The organism is Amycolatopsis sp. QT-25 (assembly GCF_029369745.1).
Lineage (GTDB): Bacteria > Actinomycetota > Actinomycetes > Mycobacteriales > Pseudonocardiaceae > Amycolatopsis.
The window spans coordinates 7,772,611-7,794,496 of sequence record NZ_CP120210.1; the positions used below are offsets into that span (position 1 = coordinate 7,772,611).

Here is a 21,886-nt window from a genome sequence, read left to right on the forward strand (position 1 = left end):
AACTTCCCGCACCTAAAGGATTCGCGACTCTGCCAGCCAACGCCGCGGGACGCCATTCGCGTGACTGAAGCCGTAACTCACGTGCTTGAAGCCGTCATTCGCGTGCTTGAAGCCGTAACTCGTGAGTTACGGCTTCAAGCACGTGAGTGACGTGCTCAGTCACGCGAGTTACGGCTTCAGGCACGTGAGTTACGTGTTCGGGCCCGTGAGACTAGGTGCGGCGTTTGGGCTTCCAGACGACCAGCGCCGTCTGCTGCCGCAGCGGGACGAGATCCTTGCGGTAGGAGGCATGCACGGCCGCGGCCGTCCGTTCGGCGGCAAGGTACGCCGTCGTGAGCTCTTCGGTCAGTTCGGCGATGCGCGCCCGGAGCGCGTCGACCTGGTTTTCCAGCTCGATGATCCGCTTGATGCCCGCGAGGTTGACCCCGTCCTCTTGGGACAGTCGCTGCACTTCGCGCAGCAACGCGATGTCCCGCATCGAGTAACGCCGTCCACCACCGGAGGTCCGGCCCGGCGACACGAGCCCCTGCCGGTCGTAGGACCGCAGGGTCTGCGCGTGCAGGCCGGAAAGCTGCGCCGCCACCGAAATGACGAACACCGGCGTGTCTTCGTCCGCACCATGCGGCAACCCGCCGAACATCACACTCACCTGCCTTCGAGAAGTTCGGTGATCTCCGGTCGTGGATCGTGGTCGGCCATGGCCTCGGCGTAGGCCTCCAGCGCTTCACGGGCCTGGTCGTCCAATTTGGCCGGAATGGCCGCCTGCAGGGTGACCAGCAGATCGCCCTGTGAACCGTCACGCTTCGCGATTCCCTTGCCGCGCACCCGAAGCACCCGGCCGCTCGCCGTACCTTGCGGCACCTTCAGCGAGACCTTGCCCTCGAGCGTCGGCACGGTGATCGTGCCGCCGAGGGCCAGTTCCGCGAAGGACACCGGCACGGTGATCGTCAGGTCGAGGCCCTGGCGCCCGAACAACGCGTGCGGGGCGACGTGCACGCGGACGTACAGATCGCCCGGCTGCGCCCCGCCTCGGCCCGGTTCACCCTGGCCCGCGAGACGGATCCGCTGGTCGTCGGCGACACCCGGCGGGATCCGCACGGTCAGCGTGCGGGTGCGGGTGCTGATGCCCTCGCCGGCGCATTCCGGGCAGGGATCGTCGATGATCGTGCCGCGGCCGCGGCAATCGCGGCACGGCTCGGAGAACGCGAACGCGCCCTGGCTCCGGCTGACCAGCCCGCTGCCCTGGCAGGTCGAACACGTCCTCGGGGAGGTTCCCGGCTTCGCGCCGTTCCCGCCGCAGGTGGAACAGGTCGCCGGGCTCGACAGCCGCAGCGGCAGGGTCGCGCCCTTGACCGCTTCGGTGAAGTCGATCCGGACGTCGGTCTCCACGTCCGAGCCGCGCTGCGGCCGGTTCGCCGTGGCACCGGCCGCCCCGCCGCGGCGGCCGAAGAGACCGCCGAGGATGTCGCCGAGGCCGCCGAAACCGCTCTGCTGCTGACCAGCCTGGCCGAAGATGTCGCCGACGTCGAACCCACCGGCGCCACCGCCGGCCGGGAAGCCGAAGCCGCCGGGACCTCCGGAGCCGAAGAGGCGGCGAGCCTCGTCGTACTCCTTGCGCTTGGCCGTGTCGGACAGCACACCGTACGCCTCGGAAACCGCCTTGAACTTCTTCTCGGCCTCGACGTTGCCCGCGTTGGCGTCGGGGTGGTTCTCCTTGGCCAGCTTGCGATAGGCCTTCTTGATCTCGTCCGCGGTGGCGTCGGAGGAGACGCCCAGCTCACGGTAGAAGTCCTTACCGATCCATTCCCGTGCACTCACCGAACGTCTCCTCCTTTCACGCCGTATCGCCGATCAGCGATTGTTCTCATCGAAAAGTTCGCCCTCGAGCGGCAATTCGCCACCCACGGGCGGGTCCACCGGGGCGTCCTGCGCCGCCGCCGCGGGTGCCGGAGCGGCACCCGGCTCGTGGTCGGTGACCCCGACCAGCGCCGCGCGCAGCACGCGTTCACCGAAGCGGTAACCGCGGCGCATGACCGTGGTGACCGTCGGCCCGGTGACGTCCGGCGACGTGCTGTGCTGGACGGCCTCGTGCACGCTCGGGTCGAAGGGCTCACCCTCCGTGCCGAACGGCTCGAGCCCCGACCGCTGCAGGCTGCCGACCAGCTTCTCGCCGACCGCCTTGAAGGCACCCGTCAGATCGCCGTGCTGCTCCGCGCGCTCGAGGTCGTCGAGCAACGGGAGCAGGTCACCGACGACCGACGCCTTCGCCCCGGCGACGACCTGCTCGCGGTCCCGGTCGACACGCTTGCGGTAGTTGGCGTATTCGGCCTGGAGGCGCTGGAGGTCGGCGGTGCGTTCCGCCAGCTCCTTCTCCAGTCCGGTGGCCACCGACACCGAGTCGCCCACGATGGAGTCCCCGAGGCCGGGGCCCGCGTGTGCGGCGGGCTCCGGCTCTACCGGAACGGCCTGCTCCACGGAGTCCTCCGAGGGAGCAGCGTGCTTCGGACCGTCCTTGGCTTCGGCCTCCGGGGCGGCCGAAGTGACTTCGCCGGTCAGCGGATCGACCCGCCGGCGGTCCCGCACGACCACCGGTTCGTCCGGGCCCCGGCCCTCGGTCTCGTCGTAGCGTCCCGTCACTTCTTGTCCTTCTCGTCCTCTTCGACGATTTCGGCGTCGACGACGTCGTCGGCCTTGGCCTGCGAACCGGTGCCCGCACCCGCGGTCCCGGTGGCGCCTTCACCGGCGGCGGCGTCGTCGGCGGCGTTGCCCGCCGCGTTGGCGTAGAGCGCGGTGCCCAGCTCCTGCGAAGCGGTGTTCAGCTTCTCGATGGACTCGCGGATCTTCGCCGAGTCGGTGCCCTTGAGCGCCTCGTTGGCCTCGTCGATCGCGGACTTCACCTTGCCCTTGAGCTCGTCGGGCAGCTTGTCCTCGTTGTCCTTGACGAACTTCTCGGTCTGGTAGACCAGCGTCTCCGCCTGGTTGCGGGTCTCCGCCTCCTCGCGGCGCTGCTTGTCCTCCTCGGCGTGCGCCTCGGCGTCCTTGACCATGCGCTCGATGTCGTCCTTCGGCAGCGCGGAGCCACCGGTGATCGTCATCGACTGCTCCTTGTTCGTGCCGAGGTCCTTCGCGAGGACGTGCACGATGCCGTTGGCGTCGATGTCGAAGGTGACCTCGATCTGCGGCACGCCACGCGGGGCGGGCGGAAGACCGGTCAGCTCGAACATGCCGAGCTTCTTGTTGTGCGCCGCGATCTCGCGCTCACCCTGGAACACCTGGATCTGCACCGACGGCTGGTTGTCGTCCGCGGTGGAGAAGATCTCCGAACGCTTGGTCGGGATCGTGGTGTTGCGCTCGATGAGCTTGGTGAAGACGCCGCCCTTGGTCTCGATGCCGAGGGAAAGCGGGGTCACGTCGAGCAGCAGGACGTCCTTGACCTCGCCCTTGAGCACGCCGGCCTGCAGCGCGGCGCCGACGGCGACGACCTCGTCCGGGTTGACGCCCTTGTTCGGCTCGCGGCCGCCGGTCAGCTCCTTGACCAGGTCCGACACGGCGGGCATGCGGGTGGAACCACCCACGAGCACGACGTGGTCGATGTCGCCGACGGCGACACCGGCGTCCCGGATGACGTTGTTGAACGGCTTGCGGGTGCGCTCGAGCAGGTCCGAGGTGATCTTCTGGAACTCGGCGCGGGAGAGCTGCTCGTCGAGGAACAGCGGGTTCTTGTCCGCGTCCACGGTGATGTACGGCAGGTTGATGCTGGCCGAGTTCGAGCTGGAAAGCTCGATCTTCGCCTTCTCGGCGGCCTCACGGATGCGCTGGAGCGCCATCTTGTCCTTGGTGAGGTCGATGCCGTTGGACGACTTGAACTTGTCGACCAGCCAGGTGACGATCCGCTCGTCCCAGTCGTCCCCGCCGAGGTGGTTGTCACCGGAGGTCGCGCGGACCTCGACGACACCCTCGCCGATCTCCAGCAGCGACACGTCGAAGGTACCGCCACCGAGGTCGAAGACCAGGATGGTCTGTTCCTTTTCGCCCTTGTCCAGGCCGTACGCCAGCGCCGCCGCGGTGGGCTCGTTGACGATGCGGAGCACGTTCAGGCCGGCGATCTGCCCGGCCTCCTTGGTGGCCTGCCGCTGCGCGTCCTCGAAGTAGGCGGGGACGGTGATGACCGCGTCGGTGATGGTCTCGCCCAGGTACGCCTCGGCGTCGCGCTTGAGCTTCATCAGCACGCGGGCGCTGATCTCCTGCGAGGTGTAGGCCTTGCCGTCGATCTCGGTCTTCCAGTCGGTACCGATGTGCCGCTTGACCGACCGGATCGTGCGGTCGACGTTCGTCACGGCCTGGTTCTTCGCCGGCTGGCCGGTCAGCACTTCGCCGTTCTTGGCGAAGGCGACGATGGACGGGGTGGTGCGTGAACCTTCCGAGTTGGCGATGACCGTCGGCTCGCCGCCCTCAAGGACAGCGACGACCGAGTTGGTCGTGCCGAGGTCGATGCCGACCGCTCGCGCCATGGTGTGATCCTCCTGCTAGTTTCGTGACCTGCACGTTCTCGCCCACCTTGAGCGGGCTCAACGCAAGTTGTATCGGGCCGGTGCGGCTTCCGTCAAGCCGGACTTGAGCCAACTGCACTCAACCTTGTATCCGGCTCAACGAGCGGCAGGGGCGTCTTGTTCCCGGACTACCGGCAGACCGTGCCCGGAGCGGGTGTGACCCCGCTCACCAGGTACTTCACCTCTTCGGTGCGCACGCAGGCTGAGTTCAGCAGCCCTGTGTGCCCGTACCCGGCGTCGATCAGCAACGTCGAGTTCTCGATGTTCCGCGCGAGCCCCTTCGCCCACACCAGCGGCGTCGCGGGGTCGTGTTCGCCGCCGACCACCAGGATCGGTGCCGCACCCGAGACCTTCTGCGGCCGCGGGAGGTACGCCGAGGGCACCGGCCAGCCCGCACAGCCGCTCGTGATGTCCCAGAACTCCGAGTACCGCCAGCTGTGCGGCGCGAGGGCCTTCACCAGGCCCTGCATCGCCCTCATGTCGGGGTAGGAGGTGAACGGCGAGCCGAAGTCGTGGCAGCCGATCGAGCGGTAGGCGCCGTAGGACGGGTCCAGCTGGGAGTACGGCACCAGCGCGTCCGCGTCGGGTTTCCCGGCCGTCGCGGCTTCGATTCCCTTCGCCACGTCCGGCCAGAACGCGGGGATGATCAGCCCGCCGTAGATCCCGGCCGCGAGCTCCTCGGCGGTCACGTTCCGCCCCAGTTGTTTCGACGGCACACCGCCGGGCGTCCGCATCAGCGCGTCGTAGGTGGCGAGGACGTCCTTGCCGCGAAGCACGCAGTCGGACGAGGTCGTGCACCACTTCGCGAAGTCCTTGAGCGCGCTTTCCGTCGCGATGGCCTCGTCGAGGATCGCCAGCCGTGTCGGCCGGGAGTGGTCGATGGCGCCGTCGAGCACCATCGTCCTGACGCGCTTCGGGTACTTCTCCGCGTACACGGCGCCGAGTTCGGATCCGTAGGAGACACCGAGCCAGTTCACCTGTGGCTCGCCGAGGGCGACCCGGATCGCTTCGATGTCGTCCGCGGCCCGCCAGGTGTCCACAGAGGACAAAGCAGGGCCTGTCCTCTCGAGACATTCGTTGCCCGAGGCACGGTTGTGCGCGATGAGCTTGTCGTAGTCCGCGCGGCTCCGCGGGAAACGGCTGAGCGCGGGGTCGTGCAGCTCCGGCGCGCAGGCGATCGCGGGCGTGCTTTTCCCGACGCCACGCGGGTCGAACCCGATCACGTCGAACCGCTGCCGCGCTTCGGCCATTTCCGGCTTGTCCAACGCGAGACCACGACCGCCGTACTTGAGCACGGTGACCCCGGCACCACCCGGCCCGCCGGGGTTCGTCAGCAACGAACCGACCCGGCGCGCGGGATCGGTCGCGGGCAGCTTCGCCAGCGCGAGGGAAAAGCCACCACTCACCGGAAGGCTCGCGCATTCCAGCGTCGGCGCGTACTCGGTCGCGCACGGCTTCCAGTCGATCCCGGGCGCGGCGGCCGCGGGCAGCGCGGAAAGCGGCAAGAGGGTCAGCGCGGTGACCACCGCAAACGTCTTCATGCGGGCTTCACCGTGACCGAGCCGGTGCCGGACTCGAGGTCGAGAACGTTCACCGAAGCCTGGTCCTGCCGGACACCACCGGTTTCGACCTTGCCGGTCTCCGCCTTCGCGCGGATCCGGTACGCGCCGTCGGGCACGGTGACGACGACCTTGCCGACCTCGGCGTTCGCGGTGACCGCGCCCGGCTTCGTGAGACCGACCTCGATGTCACCGGTGCCGGTGCGCAGGGTGACCGGCCCGGACGTGCTCAGCACCTTCAAGTCGCCGACGTCCCCCTTCAAATCGACCGAAGCGGCGCGGGCGAGCGTGATCTTGCCGGTGCCGATGGACCCGGAGATCGCCAGCTCGCGCGGGACCACGACGTCGTAGTCCACCCCGCACTGCTTACAGCCGCCGAGGACCAGCGTGCCGTTCTCGACGCTGTACGTCTTGCCTGGATTCTTGCCGGTGTACGTCACTTCGCGGCGCAACGAGACGGGTGCGCCGTCCTCGACCCGGAGCGTGACCGCGCCGACCGGGACGTCCACCCGGATCGCGGTGATCCGCTCGGTGACGGGCGCGCCGTCACTCAGTTTTTCGTGGCTTTCGGTGGTGCAGCCGACGATCCCGAAGGCGGTCAGCGCGCCGAGAGCGAGCGCGCCGAGGACGCGCTTCTCTTTGGTTCCCATGAGAAAGTGTTCCCCCGATGAATTCCGTCAGGCCGCTTCGACCTTGACGCTTCCGCTGTCGGTGTTGAGATCGAGCTTGTGCGGGGCCGAACCGGACTGGTTCACTTCGATGTCGCGGCGGCCGCTGTCGCTGGTACCGGTGACGTCGTAGTCGCCCGCCGGAACGGTGACCTCGACCGAACCGCTGTCGGTCCGCGCGGTGACGTCCGCGCCCTTGACCAGTTCGAGTTCGATCCGGCCGCTGTTGGTGCGGGCCTCGACATCGCCGCCGAGCCGTTCCCCCTTGATGGCGCCGGAGGACGCCTGCACCGTGACGGCCTGGCCGATGTTCGCCAGTTCGACGCGACCGGCGTCGGACCGCACCTTCACCGTGCCCGGCACGTCACGCACGTCGACCGCGCCGGAGTCGACCGTGACGTCCACAGTGGACACACCGGCGATGTCGAGCGCCCCCGAGTTCAAGGTGCCCGTGACCGGGATGCCCGCCGGGACCACCACGTCGTAACGGACCTCGCAGTTGCTGCCGCAGCCCGCGAGGACCAGGGTGTCACCGTCCACCCGGAACGAGTCGCCCGGCTTGTCCCAGCGGTACTCGAACTCCTGGTGGACCCGGACCGGCCCCGCGCCGGTGCGGATCTTGACGCCACCCTCGTCGTTTTCGATCCGCACGCTGCGGATCGGCTGGGTGACCTCCGAGGTGGCCTCCGCGTCGGACGGCCACCACCAGCCGAGGCCGGTGAGGACACCGACGCCGATCAACGCGATGCCTCCGATCGCGAGGAGTGGGCGCGCCATGGTCTTGAGTCCCTCCAGAGCAGGTTTTCGTGTAGCTCGACGCTAAGGGCAGGGCGGCGGGATGGACATAGGGGTAACCCCCGGAATCGTCCCTGATCCCGCACCGGGGTCCTCGGGGTCCTAGCCTGGCTTCGTCATCGGTTCCACGATCAGGAGGACGCATGCCGCAGGCACCCGATCCGTACGATTCACTGCCCGATCTGCCTGCCTTCACCTTGAGCAGCACCGACATCGAAGAAGGCGGCTTCCTGCCGACACCCCACCTTTCCGGGATCTTCGGCGCGGGCGGCGAAGACCGTTCCCCGCAGCTGTCCTGGGAGGGCTTTCCCGCCGAGACCAAGAGCTTCGCCGTGACCTGCTACGACCCCGACGCGCCGACGGCGAGCGGGTTCTGGCACTGGGCGGTGTTCGACATCCCCGCGTCGGTGACCGCGCTGGCCGCGAACGCGGGTGACGAGACCGGCTCCGGCCTTCCGGCGGGCGCCGTCACCCTGAAGGGGGACGGAGGCGTGAAGCAGTTCCTCGGCGCCGCCCCGCCGCCCGGACACGGACCGCACCGGTACATCTTCGCGGTGCACGCTGTGGACGTCGAAAAGCTCGAAGTCGGCGAAGACGCTACGCCGGCTTTCCTCGGCTTCAACCTTTTCAGCCACGCCATCGGCCGGGCGACGCTTACGGCCCTGCACGAGAACAAGGACTGACCGGCTTTCCGCGAAGGCCTCTTTCCCTGCTCTCAGGGTAGGTAAGGAGGCCTTCGCGGACGCTGCGCTAGACCTGCCCGTTGGCCCGGTTCCGCTCCATGTACTGCCCCTCGGGCGGGTCGCCGAAGCCGAACGGCCGGTACAGCTCGTGCGCGTCGGCGGTGTGCAACATCCAGCGGAACTCCGCACCCGGCCCGTTGTCGATCATCTCCCGGACCAGTTCCTTGCCGAGCCCCGCACCGCGCGCCTCCTCGACGACGAAGACGTCCGCGAGATACGCGCTGCCGATGGTGTCCGAGAACGCCCGCGCGAAGCCGACCTGGCGGCCTGTCGAGCGCTCATACGCGCCGACGACACGCCACGCGTTCCTGAAGACCTTCTCGATCGCCTCGCGGTCTCGCCACTTGCCCCAGTAAACGCTGGTGGACAGGTACTTCCACACCATGCCGAGGTCCACCCGAGCCGGGTCGTCGTCCAGTTCGTACGCGCCGACAATCCTCATGATCCGAAAATTACCCGGCGGGTCAACGGGGTTTCAGCAGGTAGTCCACCACCGGCCGCAGCTCCTCCGCGGACGGCGGCTCGTCGTCGATGAGGCCCTGGATCAGGAGGCCGTCGATACCGGCGAGGAACACCCGGAACGCCACCTCGTCGTCGTGCCGGACCATCGAGGTCAGCACGTCGAGCCAGCGCCGTGCGGCAGGCCTCAGCTCGGGTTTGCGCGCGGCCAGCAGGTACAGCTCGTACTCCGCCATCGTCCGCCCGCGCCGCGGGCCCAGCGCCTGCGCGAGCAACCCGGCGACCTCTTCCGCGCCGCGGCTGCCGCGCGAACGGGCGCGGTCGATCATCCAGTAGACCTCGGTCGCCATGTCCCGCGCGCACGAGATGAGGGTCGCGATCAGCAGGTCGTCGAGGCTGGAGAAGTGATAGGTCGTCGAAGCCGTCGGCACGCCGGCTTCGGCGGCGACCGTCCGATGGGTGACACCGGCGACGCCGTCCCGTTCGATCACCCGCAACGCGGCCGCGATGATCTCGTCGCGCCGCTTCTCACCCCTGGCCTTCCGGCCGTCGACCTGGATCTTCACTTAGTGGGTGCTCCCTGCCTCGATCAGCACGACGCCGCCGATCACCAGCACCAGCCCGGCGATCACGGAGAAGTTGACGGGTTCGGAGAAGAACACCATGCCGACGGCGGCCACCAGCGCGACACCGGCCGCGGCCCAGATCGCGTAGGCGACGCTCATCGGCACGCCCGCCTTCAGCACGTACGCGAGCGCGACGAACGCGACGGCGTAGCCGACGACCACGACGATCGACGGGCCCACCTTGCCGAAGCCCTCGGAAAGTTTCAACGACACCGTCGCGGATACCTCCGCGGCGATGGCCAAAGCGAGGAGAAGGTACGCACCCATGTCACAAAAAGTACCTGGACGATCGTCTTAAAACAAAGAGAGGCGTACACCACATCGGTGGGACTTGGGCGCGGTCAGTGGGTTACCCATCAGTAAGAAGCATTAGTCTGCCCCCACCACCACAGCTTCACTCGGACGAAAGGCACCCGACGATGGGCGCTGTACAGCTCACGCTCGGCGGGATCTCGGTCCTGCTCGGCGTAGTCGCCTGGGGAATGTTCTTCGCGACCATCGCCCGCTTCGTGCGGGTGATCCGTCTCGGCCAGCCCGACTCGACCCGCAACGGCCCGTTCCTGCCGCGGATGAAGACCTTGATCAAGGAATTCGCCGCGCACACCCGGATGAACAAGATCCGCAGCGTCGGGGCCGCGCACTGGCTGGTCATGTGGGGCTTCATCCTCGGGTCGCTCGCGCTGTTCGAGGCGTACGGCGAAGTCTTCGTCCCGACGTGGGGCTGGCCCGTCCTCGACGACTGGTCGCTGTTCCAGTTGCTGATGGAGGTGCTCGGCGTCGGCACCATCGTCGGCGCGCTGGTGCTGATCGGGATCCGGCAGAAGAACCACCCGCGGCGCGCCGACCGGCAGTCCCGCTTCCAGGGCTCCAACTTCAAGTGGGCGTACTTCATCGAGGCCGTCGTGCTCATCGAGGGCATCGGCATCATCGGTGTCCGCGCCGCGAAGTCCGCGATGAACGTCCACGAGACCCCGGTCTGGGCCGCGTTCGTCTCGCATCCCATCGGTGAACTGCTGCCCGCCAGCCCGAACCTGGTCTCGGTGTTCGCGTTCGTCAAGCTGATGAGCGCCACGGTCTGGCTGTTCGTCATCGCGCGCACGATGACCATGGGCATCGCGTGGCACCGGTTCAGCGCCTTCTTCAACATCTACTTCAAGCGCGAGGACGACGGCGGCGTCGCGCTGGGCGCGCTCAAGCCGATGATGAGCAACGGCAAGGTGCTCGACCTCGAAGAGGCGGACCCGGACGAGGACACCTTCGGCGTCGGCAAGATCGAGGACTTCAGCTGGAAGGGCTGGCTGGACTTCTCCACCTGCACCGAATGCGGCCGCTGCCAGTCGCAGTGCCCGGCGTGGAACACCGGCAAGCCGCTTTCGCCGAAGCTGCTCATCACACAGCTTCGGGACCACGCCTACGCGAAGGCACCGTACCTGCTCGCGGGCGGCAAGCGCGACATGGCCGGTGACGAGGTCGGCCTGTCGGGCGACAACATGTACGCCGGCATCGACGTCCTCGCGATCGCGGAGTCCCAGAAGGCCCTCATCGGCGATGACGGCGGCGTGATCGACCCCGAGGTGCTGTGGTCCTGCACCTCCTGCGGCGCGTGTGTCGAGCAGTGCCCGGTGGACATCGAGCACGTCGACCACATCGTCGACATGCGCCGCTACCAGGTGATGATCGAATCCGCGTTCCCCAGCGAACTCAACGGGATGTTCAAGAACCTGGAGAACAAGGGCAACCCGTGGGGCCAGAACGCCAAGGACCGGCTCGCCTGGACCGAGGACCTGGACTTCGAGGTGCCGGTGTTCGACGGTGACCTCGGTGACACCGAGTACCTCTTCTGGGTCGGCTGCGCCGGCGCGTTCGAGGACCGCGCGAAGAAGACCACCCGCGCTGTCGCGGAACTGCTGCACATGGCGGGCGTCAAGTACACCGTGCTCGGCTCGGAGGAGTCCTGCACCGGTGACCCGGCCCGCCGGGCGGGCAACGAGTTCCTGTTCCAGATGCTGGCGCAGCAGAACGTCGAGATCCTGAACTCGGTGTTCGAGGGCCGCGAACGCAAGGCGCGCAAGGTGGTCGTCACCTGTGCCCACTGCTTCAACACCCTCGCGAACGAGTACCCGGAGCTGGGCGGCCAGTTCGACGTCGTGCACCACACGCAGCTGCTCAACCGCCTGGTGCGGGAGAAGCACCTGACCCCGGTGGCGCCGGTCGCCGAGGACGTCACCTACCACGACCCGTGCTACCTGGGCCGCCACAACAAGGTCTACGACGCACCGCGTGAGCTCGTCGGCGCTTCGGGCGCGCAACTGCGTGAGATGCCGCGGCACGGCGACCGCTCGATGTGCTGTGGTGCCGGTGGCGCGCGGATGTGGATGGAAGAGAAGATCGGCAAGCGCATCAACGTCGAGCGCGTCGACGAAGCGCTCGGCACCGCGCCTTCGAAGATCGCGACCGGCTGCCCGTTCTGCCGCGTGATGCTCACCGACGGCGTCACGGCGCGTCAGAGCGACGGACAGGCGAGCGAGAAGGTCGAGGTCGTCGACGTCGCCCAGCTGCTGCTGACCGCCGTCAAGCGGAAGCCGGAGCCGCAACCGGTCCCGGCGGGAGCGCCGTCCCTGGACACCGTCTCGGATGCCGAACTCGACGGAAAGGCCGACGTGCCCACCGACGAAACGGCCACCGGCACGCCGCTTCCCGAGGAAGACAAGTAGAGGTCCGCGGCCAGAGGGAACATTCTCTCGCACATAATGCGAGAGAATGTTCCCTCTTGTTTTATCCGGCCGGGCCATTCGGTCCCGTTACCCGTTCGGCGGTACACGGCAACGATAGGCTGGCGTTTCCTCGTTGCCGTTGTCGTCCACGAGGTTTCTTTCGGCGACGCCGACCGCAGGAGCGGGCAGGGGCTCGAAAAACAGGGGCGAGGAAATCAATGGGCAATCGGCACGAACTCCGCTCCGGCAAGGAACACCGCCTCGCGATGCCGGGCTCGCCGAACCTTCGCCCCCCTGCGCGCCTCCCGTCGACCGCGGCGCTCGCCAGAACGGCCCAGGAAGCGACCATCCCCAGCATCCCGGCAGCCAGGCGGCCTCCGCGGCAGGAACGGCGCCGCACGCGCGTCCGCCCGTACGTCCGCACGGGCGGACGCACCCAGTCCAAGCGGAACTTCGCCATCGAAGCGATGATTTCCGTCCGGAACGACGCGCCGTGGACCGCGCCCGGGTTCAGTGTCGAATTCCATTCGGTGAGAGCACTGTGCCGCCGTCCGACTTCCGTCGCCGAAGTAGCGGCGTCACTCAGCGTTCCACTCGGCGTTGCAAAGGTCCTTTTGGGTGATATGGCAGAACTCGGTTTGGTCACCGTTCATGAAACGCAGGCTGAATTCGACGGTCATCCGGCACTCGCCTTGATGGAACGGGTCCTGCAGGGCTTGCGTCGCCTGTGAGATCGGCGCACTCGCACTACGCTACGCGAGGTGAGTGAAGAATCCGGTGACGAAAGCACCCTGACGGTGGTACTGGCGGGTGGGGTCAACCTCGCCATCGCCGTGCTGAAACTGATCGCCGGCGTCATCACCGGCTCCGGCGCGATGCTGTCGGAAGCCGCGCACTCGGTGGCCGACACGATCACCGAAGTCCTCCTGCTGACCGCGCTGAAACGTTCGGGCCGTCCCGCCGACCGCGTCCACCCCTTCGGCTACGGCAAGGAACGCTACTTCTGGTCGCTGCTCGCGGCGGTGTCGATCTTCGCCTCTGGTGCGATGTTCGCGCTTTACGAAGGCTTCTCGACGGTGTTCGGCGAAGCGACCGAGCAGACCGACCCGATCGTCGGCTACGTCGTCCTCGCGATCGCGTTCGCCCTCGAGTCCGTCTCGTGGTTCCAGGCCGTGCGGCAGGTGCGGCGAGATGCCGCGAAGTCGGGCCAGAAGGTCTCGGTCTACCTGCGGATGATCGACGACCCCGCCCCGAAGACCGTCCTGTTCGAGGACTCGGCCGCGCTGATCGGCCTGCTGCTCGCGTTCGCCGGGATCGGGTTGCACCACCTCACCGGCTCGCAGGTCTGGGACGGCGCGGCGTCGATCGCGATCGGGGTGCTGCTGGCCCTCGTCGCGTACGTGCTCGGGCGCACCAACCGCGGCCTGCTGATCGGCAGGCAGGCGGATCCGAGGCTGGTGCGCGCGGTGCGCGACCACATGCGGGGCGCACCCGAGGTCGAGGCCGTCGTCGACCTGCAGACCATGCTGATGGGCACCGATCAGGTGCTCGTATGCGCCAGGGTCGATTTCGACGACGCACTCGGCGCCGCGGAGGTCGAACACGCCTGCGTCCGGATGGCGACCGAACTGACGCGGACCTTCGGCGACGTCACCGAGGTGTTCATCGAACCGGTCCCGCGCACGGACGCCGAACTGCGCGCGGCCGTGCTGGCCCGCTACGGCGACTGGGGCAAGGGTCAGTAGCCGAAGTTCTGCGTCCAGTACATGCCCTTGGTGTTGACGCCGACACCGATCTTCTTCAGCTTGCAGTTGAGGATGTTCGCGCGGTGCCCCTCGGAGTTCATCCAGGCGGCCATCACCTTGGCGGCGTTCGACTGGCCCTTGGCGATGTTCTCGGCGCCGGGCTTGTCGTAGCCGGCGGCGCGGATGCGCTGGTCGAACGTGACGCCTTCCGGCGTGGTGTGCGAGAAGTAGTTCCGGGCGGACATGTCGTCGCTGTGGCCCTGCGCGGCGGCGGTGAGGCGCGACTCGTTGCTCACCGGTGAACAGCCCGCTTCGGCGCGCTCGGCGTTGACGAGGTCGACGACCTGGGCGGCGAGCGAACCGTCCTGCGCACGAGGCGGCTCCGGAGCCTTGCTGGGCGTCGGCTTCGGCGCCTCGGAAGGCTGGGCGGACGGCTCGGCCGAGGCGGACGCGGAACTCGGCGGCGACGCGGAGGAAGACGTGGGAGCGGCCGAAGACGTCGTCGGAGCGGGCGAACCCGACGCGGGACCACCAAGAGCGGGAGCGGGCGTCTGGCCGAAGTGGGAGGGCGGCTTCGCGAGAGCATCACCGGAGTTGCCCTTGGTGTCGGGGACACTCAGCGACAGATTGCTCAGCGCAGTCCCCTGGAACCGATCGGTCACCATCAGGTAGCTCGCACTGGCGATCATCCCGCCCAGCAAGACGCTGAGCGTGACCAACAGTAACCGGCTTCGTGTTCTATTGGGGGACACGGGGCCGAAAACTATCACGAACTGATTACGGCAATACCTCCGAAAGTAGTAATACCGGCCAGCGGTCGCCTACCGTGATCCGTCTTGGTGATCGACTCGTGGGTGTCGCTGACCGTCCGGGTGGTTCTGGCCCGCCTTGCGGACCGCCCATTCAGGCCGGTGGCCGCTCACCGCCAGGTGTCGACGCGGTGGAAGTTCTTGTACGCGCGGCTCGGAGTCGGCCCCCGCTGCCCCTGGTAGCGCGAACCGGCTTCGTTCGAGCCGTACGGGAACTCCGCCGCGCTGGACAGGCGGAAGATGCAGAGCTGGCCGATCTTCATTCCCGGCCAGAGCGTGATCGGCAGGTTCGCGACGTTCGACAGCTCCAGCGTGATGTGACCGGAGAAGCCGGGGTCGATGAAGCCCGCGGTGGAGTGCGTGAGCAGGCCGAGGCGGCCGAGGGAGGACTTGCCCTCCAGACGGCCGGCGAGGTCGTCGGCGAGCGTGACGGTCTCGTACGTCGACCCCAGCACGAACTCGCCGGGGTGGAGGACGAAGGGGTCTTCGCCCTCTTTCTCGACCAGCGAGGTCAGCTCGTCCTGCTGGAGCTGCGGGTCGATGTGGGTGTACTTACTGTTGTCGAACACGCGGAAATAGCGGTCGAGTCGCACGTCGATGCTCGACGGCTGGACCATCGTCGGGTCGAACGGGTCGACACCGAGACGGCCGGCGTCGAGTTCTTTACGGAGGTCACGGTCGCTGAGGAGCACGCGGTCAGCGTAGTCAAGCGGCCTTCATGTGCCTGCCGTAGGTGGGGTCGAGCCGGAACACCTTGGTGACCTGCCGGAGGTAGTGGCGACGGCCGGCGGCTCCGATCAGCTCCTGGAGCGCCGTCGCGCCGGGCACCATCCGCCGCACCGTCTCGGCGGCGAAGTTGACGCCCGCCACCGCGACCACGGCCGCCTGCGCGATCGGATCGTCGGGCAGCTCCAGGAAGTCGGCGTTGGCCTTGCCGAGAAGGAGCCTGCTGATCGACCCGTGCGCCGCGACCGACACATGCGAGAGGACCTTGCCCATCGCGCCCCGGCCCTCACCGATCGCCGCGTGGGACTTCATGAGCGCCGCGGCGAGCCGTTTGGAATCGTCGTCGGGGATGAACTCGGTGGTGGCGAGCAGCCACAGCAACCGCCAGGCGTCGTCCTCGCCGGCGGGCAGGAGCTCCTCGTCGACGCCCATCAGCCAGCCGACGTAACGCCAAAGGTGCAGGATGTCGGCGCGCTCGCGAGCGCTGTAGCGGAGCCCGAGCAGTTGCGTGCCGAACACGTAGACGAGGGAGAAGAGCAGGAGCGTGCCCGCGGTCTGGACCTGGTTGACCGGCCTGTCCCAAGCGGCGTAATCCCAGTCCTTGCGGCGGTTCATCGCGGCGCGGACATGCGCGTGCACGATCCGCACCCGCAACGCGGCCTCGTACCCACGCCCGCCGGGCACCAGCACACCCGGCGTCGTCACGTGGATCCACCAGGTCGCCGTCTCGACGAGCCGCTGCGCCGCCTTGTACTCGATCTCGCCCGTGCCGACGAGCGACTTCGTGGCACGCGACGCGAGATAGCCGCCCATCAGCGAAACGTCACCGAGCGGAAAGAGACCGAGCAACCCGGCACGCGTGATCGCCCGCGCTCCGCGCTCCAACCGGTCTTGGTCGACCCAGTACGGCGTCGCCTCGACGTTGTGAAAGAAGGCTTCGAGCTCCTCCGGAGGACTCGCGACACTCTGGATGCCTTGCCGCAGCGCCCTTTCGAACTGTTCTTGAGCACCTCCCCGCAGCAAGGGCACCAGCACGTCGGCCGCCGGATCCTCCCGCTGCGCGAACCTCCGCAGCCGGGCCACCTGCCGCTCGTCACCCCTGATGTCACCCTCGATGAACAACCTCGACGCGACCCGGAACCCGCCTTGGCGGAACAGTTCGGGGTCGGGCAGCCTCTCGTCCATCCGGCTCACCTCCGACGTAGACAACAAGTGTTGTCACTTGAGTGCGGCGACGTCAAGGCGGGGTGGGGTCATGACACGGGGAGATCCGGACCGTGTATGCTGGCCGAGCACTGCGGATGTAGTTCAATGGTAGAACATCAGCTTCCCAAGCTGAATACGCGGGTTCGATTCCCGTCATCCGCTCTCCCGCGAAAGCCCCAGGTCAGTGGATGTCCACTTAGGACCTGGGGCTTTCGCTTTGTCCGGGTGATCTTCCGGCTGGGCCATTAACGGGCCATTAGCCGACGGGCACCGGCTGTCCGCTCAGACCGTCGTCATCGTCGTCTGGCTTGCCCATCCGATGCTGGTCGACGAGCTTCGACAGCCGGTCGGCGATCCGTTCGTCAGCGTCGCTGGTCGCCCGCTGGTAGATCAGCGCCGCCCGCATGTCGTCATGCCCCATCCGCGCCATGAGGTCCTTGGTCGACGTGCCCGCCTTCGACGCCCAGATGTTCCCCGCGTGCCGGAGGTCATGGAAGTGCAGGCCCTTGAGCCCCATCTTCGCCACGACCTCCGTCCACTTCGTCCGCTGACTGAAGTTCGGCCGACGCACCGGGTTGCCCGCACGCTCACCGGTGAACAGCAGCGCGTCGTGATCCGGCTTCACGAACGCGTCGAGGTGCTTCACCACATCCCGCCGAATCGCCGCCGGAACGATCAGCGTCCGCACTCCTGCCCGCGACTTCGGCGGACCGACGATCAGCCCACGTCCGGGAACCTCGACCAGCGCCCGCGAGATCCGGACCCAGCTCCCGTCCTCCGCGACGTCACACCGTCGCAGTGCCGACACCTCACCCCAACGAAGTGACGCGAACGCGGCCAGCAGTACGAGCGCCCGGAACCGCTCCGGCATCCGCCCGGCCAGATCGAATACCTGAGGAACGGTCAGGACCGGCCGCTCCGCCGGGTTCTCCTTGTCGGCACCCCGAACCCGGCACGGGTTCCGCTGCAAGATCTTGTCTTCGTCGACGGCCGTAGTCAGGATCGCCCGGAGCAGCCTGTACGCCTTGGCAGTGACCGACTCCGACACTCCGGCTGCCAGCCGATCCGCACGCCATTGCCGAACGATCGCCGTCGACAACTTGCCCAGCTCGACGCCGCCGAGATCCGCTTCGATGTGCTTCCTCAGAAGCCAGCGGTACAACTCGATCGTACGAGGACGCAAGCCGGGTCGCTGTGTAATCCATTGGTCCGCGTAGTGCCCAAGCGTGATCTTCGCCTTCTCAGGGTCGATCCACTCGCCCTGGATGATCTGCGTTTCCGTCACCGACAACCACTGTTCGGCCGCGCGCTTGCTGGCGAACATGGTGGGAGCGTTCCGCATCTGGCCGTCCGGCCCCGGATAACGCGCCTGCCACTTACCCGACGCGCGCTGCCGGACGTTGCCGAAACCGCGCCGCCCGCGCTTCTTCGCCATGTCAGGCCGCCCTTCCGAGGTCCCGGACCACCGAAGCCCGAGTGATCGGCTCGACCCGACCGGCCTGGATGAACTCCTCAAGATCAGCGACGGCGAACCGCACATGTACGCCGACCTTGTGGAACGCCACGCGCCGCTCAGCGATCAAGCGCCGCACGAACCGGACGCGCGTGTTCAGATACGCCGCCGCTTCTTCGACGGTCAGGTAGTTCTTTTCCACGTTCGCCTCCCCAGTTCCTAGGCCGCCAGCGGAGTTGCCGAAAGATCGGGCGGGCTCTGTGCGGCAAGCAATGCCTTGTCGTACTCGGCTTTCCAGGTGATCCGTTCCGAGATCGCGTGCATCACCAGGTGGTCCCGAGGTGGCACGGACGGGTCGCCGGAGTCGACCTTGCGCCAGACCAGCCGAGCCGGGTCCGGTGCTGGTTTCTCGATCCCGACCGCCGCCAGCGCCTCCAGGACGAACGCCTTCCGGTCCGCCTTGTGGTCGACGAGCGTCTTGCCGGACCACTTCCGCGACACCAGCACTCGCCGCCCCGGCAGGCCGAGCGTGGTCCGCCGATGCGCCCGTCCTTTGCAGTGCCCTGGCGTGGTTTTTCCGTTGGCGCCCTTGGGATTGATCCCGTAGAGCAACCACACCGCGCACCGAGGCGAGCACGGTGTCACCGACAGCTCCGCGTGCAACCGGTCGTGGTGATCCTTCTGCCGCGCGGTGTCAGCTTCGACGACCTCACCCGTGGATTTGGTGAGGTACTTCGTGAGATAGCCGATGTGCCGCCCGGCTTCCTCCGTCCCTCCGAGGATGCCCTTCGAGTGGACCTGTCGCCCGAAGGTGACCACGTGGGCCGGGTCTTCCACGGCTTCTATCACGTCGTCCCAGTCGGTCAGTGGTGCGCGGGTGTCCGGGTCGACGAACACCCGGCGGTCGCCGTCCCAGAGCGGCATCCGATCGACGTAGACGACATGGTCATGGTTGGGCCACCAGACCTGGTGATAGGTCGCTTCGGTGACTTGGCGGATCACGTCGTGCGGCACTGAACCTCGAATTGCCGCGTGGAGGTGCGGAGCCGCCCGGCGTTGAGGCTCCACGGTCGCGAAGTACTGCGCGTCCCAGCCGACGACCCGCCGGAGGTTCTGCCACCACCGGTCCACCAGCGCGGAGAAGTGCACCGCGTCCCGAGCCGCCCGCCGGTAGTCATAAGTCGACGGATCGACCGGGGAACCGTCCGACCGAACCGAACCGTAGGTGTCGCAGGTGAGCGTGACGAACATCGACGGCCGAAACCGTCCCGCGTACTCCCGGCCCACGGTGGTCTTGGCGACCTTGCGTCGAGGGAGGTTCGGCGCGTCCTGCCGCCGCTTGGTCGAGCGCTTCACCGCCCGCTTCGTCGGCAGGTCGATCGACGGAAGACGGCCCCGCATCCCGAGTTGCCGAAGTTCGTCGTCGACTCCTTGGATCTCCTCCCGCAGCTCATCGGCCTCGGCCTGGTCGCTCACTTCACGGTAGGCCGCCACCAGATCAGCCCGGAACGCCAACAGCTCCGTCTGTGTCTCGGTTGGTTGCTCTGCGGTGAAGTCGGGTTCTTCGGTCATGTGCCAGCCTTCGCGGCACTGGACCTGTCGCAGTGCTTTCGCCTTGCGGGCGCACGGCAGGCAGACCGATTCGATGGTCGAGCCGCAAGGAACGGGGACGTAGCGGAGTTCGCCGGTGTCGGTGTCGCCGACTTCCATCGTGAACGGCCGGACGCACACGCCGTGCTTCTCAGCGGTCGCCTTGACCACGTCGGAGGCGAGGGGTTCGCGCATCCGAGCGGCCCGCGTTTTGGCCGGCATGGTCACCGCGGATTCCTGGGTGCTCATCAGGCGGCCACCTCCCCAGGCGTACTCCACTGCCGCAGCACGAACACCGGCATCTCCTGCCGTATCCTCGCAGGCAGGTCCGGGAAGGTCACTTCGTCGAACCGGACTCCGCCGTAGACCACGACCGGGATGCCGCAGGGAGTCCGGCCCTGTACTTCCAGGTGCACACGGCCGCCATGGGGAACCCGCCAGATCGAGGCGGTCACGTTCTCTAGCGAATCCGCCCAGACAACCAGGCCCCGCGCCACGTCCGTCAGACGGTCGGTGTCGAGCTGGACAGAAACCGGGTCCGGACCAATCCCAACGCGCACGGACGCAACCGGCGGAAAGGCGTAGGAGTCGAGGTGATCGCGGATCGCATCGAGGAACACCAAAACGCGATTCACGCCGCCACCCCCTCGGGACCGCGACGGGTGGCCAGGTCGACGACATGAGCACCGCCGTTGGTCACGTAGGTCTCCAGTGCCTTGACCGTCTCGTCCGGGACCCAGCCCGCGCGGACCCGCAGCGGTTCGCGGATGCCCTCACCCCAGATGTAGCCGACGCCCGCAGCCGACTCCTCGATCCGGTTAGCCCACGCCCCGCGTTCGTAAGCGCCGTCGCCCAGGACCATCCCGACGTGCGTCTTCGACGTGACGCGCAGACACACCCGGCGCGGGAACAGCTCACGAACCGGAACGGTGTCCTTCGTCGGCTCTTGGACGTATCCGCGCACCGTGTAGCCCAGCGCCCGGCCCTGTGTGGTCAGGATCGCGACCCGTTCGACGATGGCTTCGCGGGTCTTGCGGTCGGTGTACTTGGTGAGCGCGCCGATCTCGTCGAACTCCAAGATCTCCAAGGGGTGATCGGTGGAGATCGGGACGTTGCGGGTGTGCCCGGCAAAGTCGCGCTTGCGGGACTCAAGGCCGTCGAGCAGGTCGTCCAGGACCTCGATCGCTTCCTTGCCCGCAACCCCGTAGCGGGCGAAGATTCCACGCCCGTAAGCGAGTTCCATCCCCTTCGGGTCGATCCCCGAGACACGCACCGTCCCGGCCCGGATCGCCGAGGCGGCCGACACCAGTGGGGACCACATCACGGAGTTCTTTCCGGCGCCTGTCGCCCGGCGACGAGCATGTGCGCGCCCGGACCGGTCAGCGGTAGCCGCCAGTCCTTCCCGTACTCGGTCCGTCCGGCGAACACCCGCCGCAGATCCACGCCGTCGACGGCCGCCAGCTCGGGTAGCTCCGCACAGTCAACAGGTGCTGTGAGGAGGTCCCGGCGTTGAAAGTCGAGCGAGACGACGTTGGGTTCGAGCTCCTGCACCTGGCACCGCGTGACCTTGCGAGCCACAGCCAAAGCGCGGGCAGCGTCGTCGAAGTTTTCCGGTTTCTGCCCCGGCACGAGCCGGACACGCACCTCATCCCACGACGGCCCCGACTTCACACCCAGCACCTTCGGCACCTGCACCGCAGCACCACCAGTAGCGCGAGAGACCGCCTTCCGGCGACGGCCGACAAGGTTCACGGTCACGTCGACGGGCACCGTGCCGTCGGAGATGGACAGGCCGCAGGCGTGCAGCCAGCCGGGAAGCTTTCGGGTGTAGGTGAACCAGCGCAGCCACCACGCCCGCAGGAACCGGCCGCAGCACCGGTCGAACGACACCACGTCGAGCAGCCGCCACACCACCAGCACCACGCCGACCGAACCGACGGTGATGGCGAGTGAGAGCCAGCCTAGCCACTGCCACCAGGCCACCGCACCGATCACGGCGAGGCTGGTCCTCCAGTGCGTGAAGACCTGCTTTCCCAGCCACACTAACAATTTCACGGCTGACCACAGGGCGATGAAGACCACCGCTGCGGCGGCGAGGACTTCCGCGATCGTGGCCAAGGCGCGGCCGAGCTTGTGCAGCAGCCACACCACCACACCCAGCACCCCGCCGCCGACCAAGAGAAGACCGACCCCGTTCGCGTTCATCGGCGACCACCGCCAGTCAGGTCCAGCGGCAGCATTCC

21 protein-coding genes, 1 tRNA gene and 1 pseudogene are annotated in these 21,886 nt (G+C 67.6%); 5 read left to right on the plus strand and 18 right to left on the minus strand.

Going from position 1 to position 21,886, the window contains the following annotated elements:
* Positions 1 to 211 precede the first annotated feature (211 nt).
* The 7 genes from P3102_RS36635 to P3102_RS36665 form a co-directional block, all read right to left on the minus strand.
* Positions 212 to 640, minus strand: a complete 429-nt coding sequence (locus P3102_RS36635) for a helix-turn-helix transcriptional regulator (RefSeq protein WP_276365230.1) — start codon at positions 638 to 640, stop codon at positions 212 to 214.
* Between the two features lie 5 nt (positions 641 to 645).
* Positions 646 to 1,818: a molecular chaperone DnaJ gene (dnaJ, locus tag P3102_RS36640; protein WP_276365231.1), complete on the minus strand. Its 1,173-nt coding sequence runs from the start codon at positions 1,816 to 1,818 to the stop codon at positions 646 to 648.
* A gap of 33 nt (positions 1,819 to 1,851) precedes the next feature.
* Positions 1,852 to 2,637, minus strand: coding sequence for a nucleotide exchange factor GrpE (grpE, locus tag P3102_RS36645; RefSeq protein ID WP_276365232.1), 786 nt, complete (start codon positions 2,635 to 2,637; stop codon positions 1,852 to 1,854).
* On the minus strand, positions 2,634 to 4,511 hold the full coding sequence (dnaK, locus tag P3102_RS36650; RefSeq protein WP_276365233.1) for a molecular chaperone DnaK: 1,878 nt from the start codon (positions 4,509 to 4,511) through the stop codon (positions 2,634 to 2,636). The genes grpE and dnaK overlap by 4 nt, the downstream gene beginning before the upstream one ends.
* A 167-nt stretch (positions 4,512 to 4,678) precedes the next feature.
* Positions 4,679 to 6,091 (minus strand): alpha/beta hydrolase, encoded by a 1,413-nt coding sequence (locus P3102_RS36655; RefSeq protein ID WP_276365234.1) that lies wholly within the window; start codon positions 6,089 to 6,091, stop codon positions 4,679 to 4,681.
* On the minus strand, positions 6,088 to 6,759 hold the full coding sequence (locus P3102_RS36660) for a DUF4097 family beta strand repeat-containing protein (RefSeq protein WP_276365235.1): 672 nt from the start codon (positions 6,757 to 6,759) through the stop codon (positions 6,088 to 6,090). The genes P3102_RS36655 and P3102_RS36660 overlap by 4 nt, the downstream gene beginning before the upstream one ends.
* A gap of 27 nt (positions 6,760 to 6,786) precedes the next feature.
* Entirely contained in the window at positions 6,787 to 7,554 is a 768-nt protein-coding gene (locus P3102_RS36665) for a DUF4097 family beta strand repeat-containing protein (RefSeq protein WP_276365236.1), read from the minus strand.
* A gap of 161 nt (positions 7,555 to 7,715) precedes the next feature.
* Here P3102_RS36665 and P3102_RS36670 point away from each other — a divergent pair, with 161 nt between their 5' ends.
* Complete coding sequence (locus P3102_RS36670; RefSeq protein WP_276365237.1) at positions 7,716 to 8,255, plus strand: YbhB/YbcL family Raf kinase inhibitor-like protein; 540 nt, start codon at positions 7,716 to 7,718, stop codon at positions 8,253 to 8,255.
* Between the two features lie 67 nt (positions 8,256 to 8,322).
* On the opposite strand, the gene P3102_RS36675 is transcribed toward P3102_RS36670, so the two are convergent.
* Genes P3102_RS36675 through P3102_RS36685 form a run of 3 tightly spaced genes read right to left on the minus strand, consistent with a single transcriptional unit; the run spans position 8,323 to position 9,667 of the window.
* A complete protein-coding gene (locus tag P3102_RS36675; protein ID WP_276365238.1) occupies positions 8,323 to 8,757 on the minus strand; it encodes a GNAT family N-acetyltransferase in 435 nt (144 codons plus the stop codon).
* Positions 8,758 to 8,779: 22 nt separating this feature from the next.
* Positions 8,780 to 9,340, minus strand: a complete 561-nt coding sequence (locus tag P3102_RS36680) for a TetR family transcriptional regulator (RefSeq protein WP_276365239.1) — start codon at positions 9,338 to 9,340, stop codon at positions 8,780 to 8,782.
* Positions 9,341 to 9,667 carry an SMR family transporter gene (locus P3102_RS36685; protein WP_276365240.1) on the minus strand — a complete coding sequence of 109 codons (327 nt, stop codon included), beginning with the start codon at positions 9,665 to 9,667 and terminating at the stop codon, positions 9,341 to 9,343.
* A 152-nt stretch (positions 9,668 to 9,819) separates the two neighbouring features.
* On the opposite strand from P3102_RS36685, the gene P3102_RS36690 reads away from it, so the two are divergent.
* The 3 genes from P3102_RS36690 to P3102_RS36700 all read left to right on the plus strand — a co-directional run bounded on the left by P3102_RS36690 (position 9,820) and on the right by P3102_RS36700 (position 13,859).
* Entirely contained in the window at positions 9,820 to 12,114 is a 2,295-nt protein-coding gene (locus tag P3102_RS36690) for a (Fe-S)-binding protein (protein ID WP_276365241.1), read from the plus strand.
* A 218-nt stretch (positions 12,115 to 12,332) separates the two neighbouring features.
* Positions 12,333 to 12,845: a DUF742 domain-containing protein gene (locus P3102_RS36695; protein WP_276365242.1), complete on the plus strand. Its 513-nt coding sequence runs from the start codon at positions 12,333 to 12,335 to the stop codon at positions 12,843 to 12,845.
* Positions 12,846 to 12,875: 30 nt separating this feature from the next.
* The gene (locus P3102_RS36700; protein ID WP_276365243.1) at positions 12,876 to 13,859 is read left to right on the plus strand and encodes a cation diffusion facilitator family transporter; all 984 of its coding nucleotides are present in this window, start codon (positions 12,876 to 12,878) and stop codon (positions 13,857 to 13,859) included.
* Here the strand turns inward: P3102_RS36700 and P3102_RS36705 are convergent.
* From P3102_RS36705 to P3102_RS36715, 3 genes are all read right to left on the minus strand, one after another.
* A complete protein-coding gene (locus tag P3102_RS36705) occupies positions 13,853 to 14,548 on the minus strand; it encodes a CAP domain-containing protein (protein WP_276371517.1) in 696 nt (231 codons plus the stop codon). The two genes, P3102_RS36700 and P3102_RS36705, sit on opposite strands and share 7 nt — an antisense overlap.
* 230 nt (positions 14,549 to 14,778) lie before the next feature.
* Entirely contained in the window at positions 14,779 to 15,360 is a 582-nt protein-coding gene (gene dcd, locus P3102_RS36710; protein WP_125679521.1) for a dCTP deaminase, read from the minus strand.
* Positions 15,361 to 15,373: 13 nt separating this feature from the next.
* Positions 15,374 to 16,579: an oxygenase MpaB family protein gene (locus P3102_RS36715; RefSeq protein ID WP_276365244.1), complete on the minus strand. Its 1,206-nt coding sequence runs from the start codon at positions 16,577 to 16,579 to the stop codon at positions 15,374 to 15,376.
* Positions 16,580 to 16,691: 112 nt separating this feature from the next.
* Between P3102_RS36715 and P3102_RS36720 the strand changes: the two genes are divergently transcribed.
* A tRNA-Gly gene (locus tag P3102_RS36720) sits at positions 16,692 to 16,762 on the plus strand.
* 94 nt (positions 16,763 to 16,856) lie between these two features.
* Here the strand turns inward: P3102_RS36720 and P3102_RS36725 are convergent.
* From P3102_RS36725 to P3102_RS36745, 5 genes and pseudogenes are all read right to left on the minus strand, one after another.
* Positions 16,857 to 18,035 carry a tyrosine-type recombinase/integrase gene (locus P3102_RS36725; RefSeq protein ID WP_276365245.1) on the minus strand — a complete coding sequence of 393 codons (1,179 nt, stop codon included), beginning with the start codon at positions 18,033 to 18,035 and terminating at the stop codon, positions 16,857 to 16,859.
* A gap of 1 nt (position 18,036) precedes the next feature.
* Positions 18,037 to 18,255 carry a helix-turn-helix domain-containing protein gene (locus P3102_RS36730; protein ID WP_276365246.1) on the minus strand — a complete coding sequence of 73 codons (219 nt, stop codon included), beginning with the start codon at positions 18,253 to 18,255 and terminating at the stop codon, positions 18,037 to 18,039.
* A gap of 17 nt (positions 18,256 to 18,272) precedes the next feature.
* Complete coding sequence (locus P3102_RS36735) at positions 18,273 to 19,892, minus strand: replication initiator (protein ID WP_276365247.1); 1,620 nt, start codon at positions 19,890 to 19,892, stop codon at positions 18,273 to 18,275.
* A complete protein-coding gene (locus tag P3102_RS36740; RefSeq protein ID WP_276365248.1) occupies positions 19,892 to 20,278 on the minus strand; it encodes a hypothetical protein in 387 nt (128 codons plus the stop codon). The genes P3102_RS36735 and P3102_RS36740 overlap by 1 nt, the downstream gene beginning before the upstream one ends.
* A pseudogene (locus P3102_RS36745) lies at positions 20,275 to 21,848 on the minus strand (FtsK/SpoIIIE domain-containing protein). Before P3102_RS36745 ends, P3102_RS36740 begins: the two are co-directional and overlap by 4 nt.
* Positions 21,849 to 21,886: the final 38 nt, after the last annotated feature.

Coding starts and splice junctions, on each gene's coding strand:
- P3102_RS36670 (WP_276365237.1), top strand. CDS start 7,716: ATGCCGCAGGCACCCGATCCGTACGATTCACTGCCCGATCTGCCTGCC.
- P3102_RS36690 (WP_276365241.1), top strand. CDS start 9,820: ATGGGCGCTGTACAGCTCACGCTCGGCGGGATCTCGGTCCTGCTCGGC.
- P3102_RS36660 (WP_276365235.1), bottom strand. CDS start 6,759: ATGGGAACCAAAGAGAAGCGCGTCCTCGGCGCGCTCGCTCTCGGCGCG.
- P3102_RS36705 (WP_276371517.1), bottom strand. CDS start 14,548: ATGATCGCCAGTGCGAGCTACCTGATGGTGACCGATCGGTTCCAGGGG.
- P3102_RS36655 (WP_276365234.1), bottom strand. CDS start 6,091: ATGAAGACGTTTGCGGTGGTCACCGCGCTGACCCTCTTGCCGCTTTCC.
- P3102_RS36665 (WP_276365236.1), bottom strand. CDS start 7,554: ATGGCGCGCCCACTCCTCGCGATCGGAGGCATCGCGTTGATCGGCGTC.
- P3102_RS36735 (WP_276365247.1), bottom strand. CDS start 19,892: ATGAGCACCCAGGAATCCGCGGTGACCATGCCGGCCAAAACGCGGGCC.
- P3102_RS36675 (WP_276365238.1), bottom strand. CDS start 8,757: ATGAGGATTGTCGGCGCGTACGAACTGGACGACGACCCGGCTCGGGTG.
- P3102_RS36685 (WP_276365240.1), bottom strand. CDS start 9,667: ATGGGTGCGTACCTTCTCCTCGCTTTGGCCATCGCCGCGGAGGTATCC.
- dnaK (WP_276365233.1), bottom strand. CDS start 4,511: ATGGCGCGAGCGGTCGGCATCGACCTCGGCACGACCAACTCGGTCGTC.
- P3102_RS36695 (WP_276365242.1), top strand. CDS start 12,333: ATGGGCAATCGGCACGAACTCCGCTCCGGCAAGGAACACCGCCTCGCG.
- P3102_RS36635 (WP_276365230.1), bottom strand. CDS start 640: ATGTTCGGCGGGTTGCCGCATGGTGCGGACGAAGACACGCCGGTGTTC.
- P3102_RS36725 (WP_276365245.1), bottom strand. CDS start 18,035: ATGGCGAAGAAGCGCGGGCGGCGCGGTTTCGGCAACGTCCGGCAGCGC.
- P3102_RS36715 (WP_276365244.1), bottom strand. CDS start 16,579: ATGGACGAGAGGCTGCCCGACCCCGAACTGTTCCGCCAAGGCGGGTTC.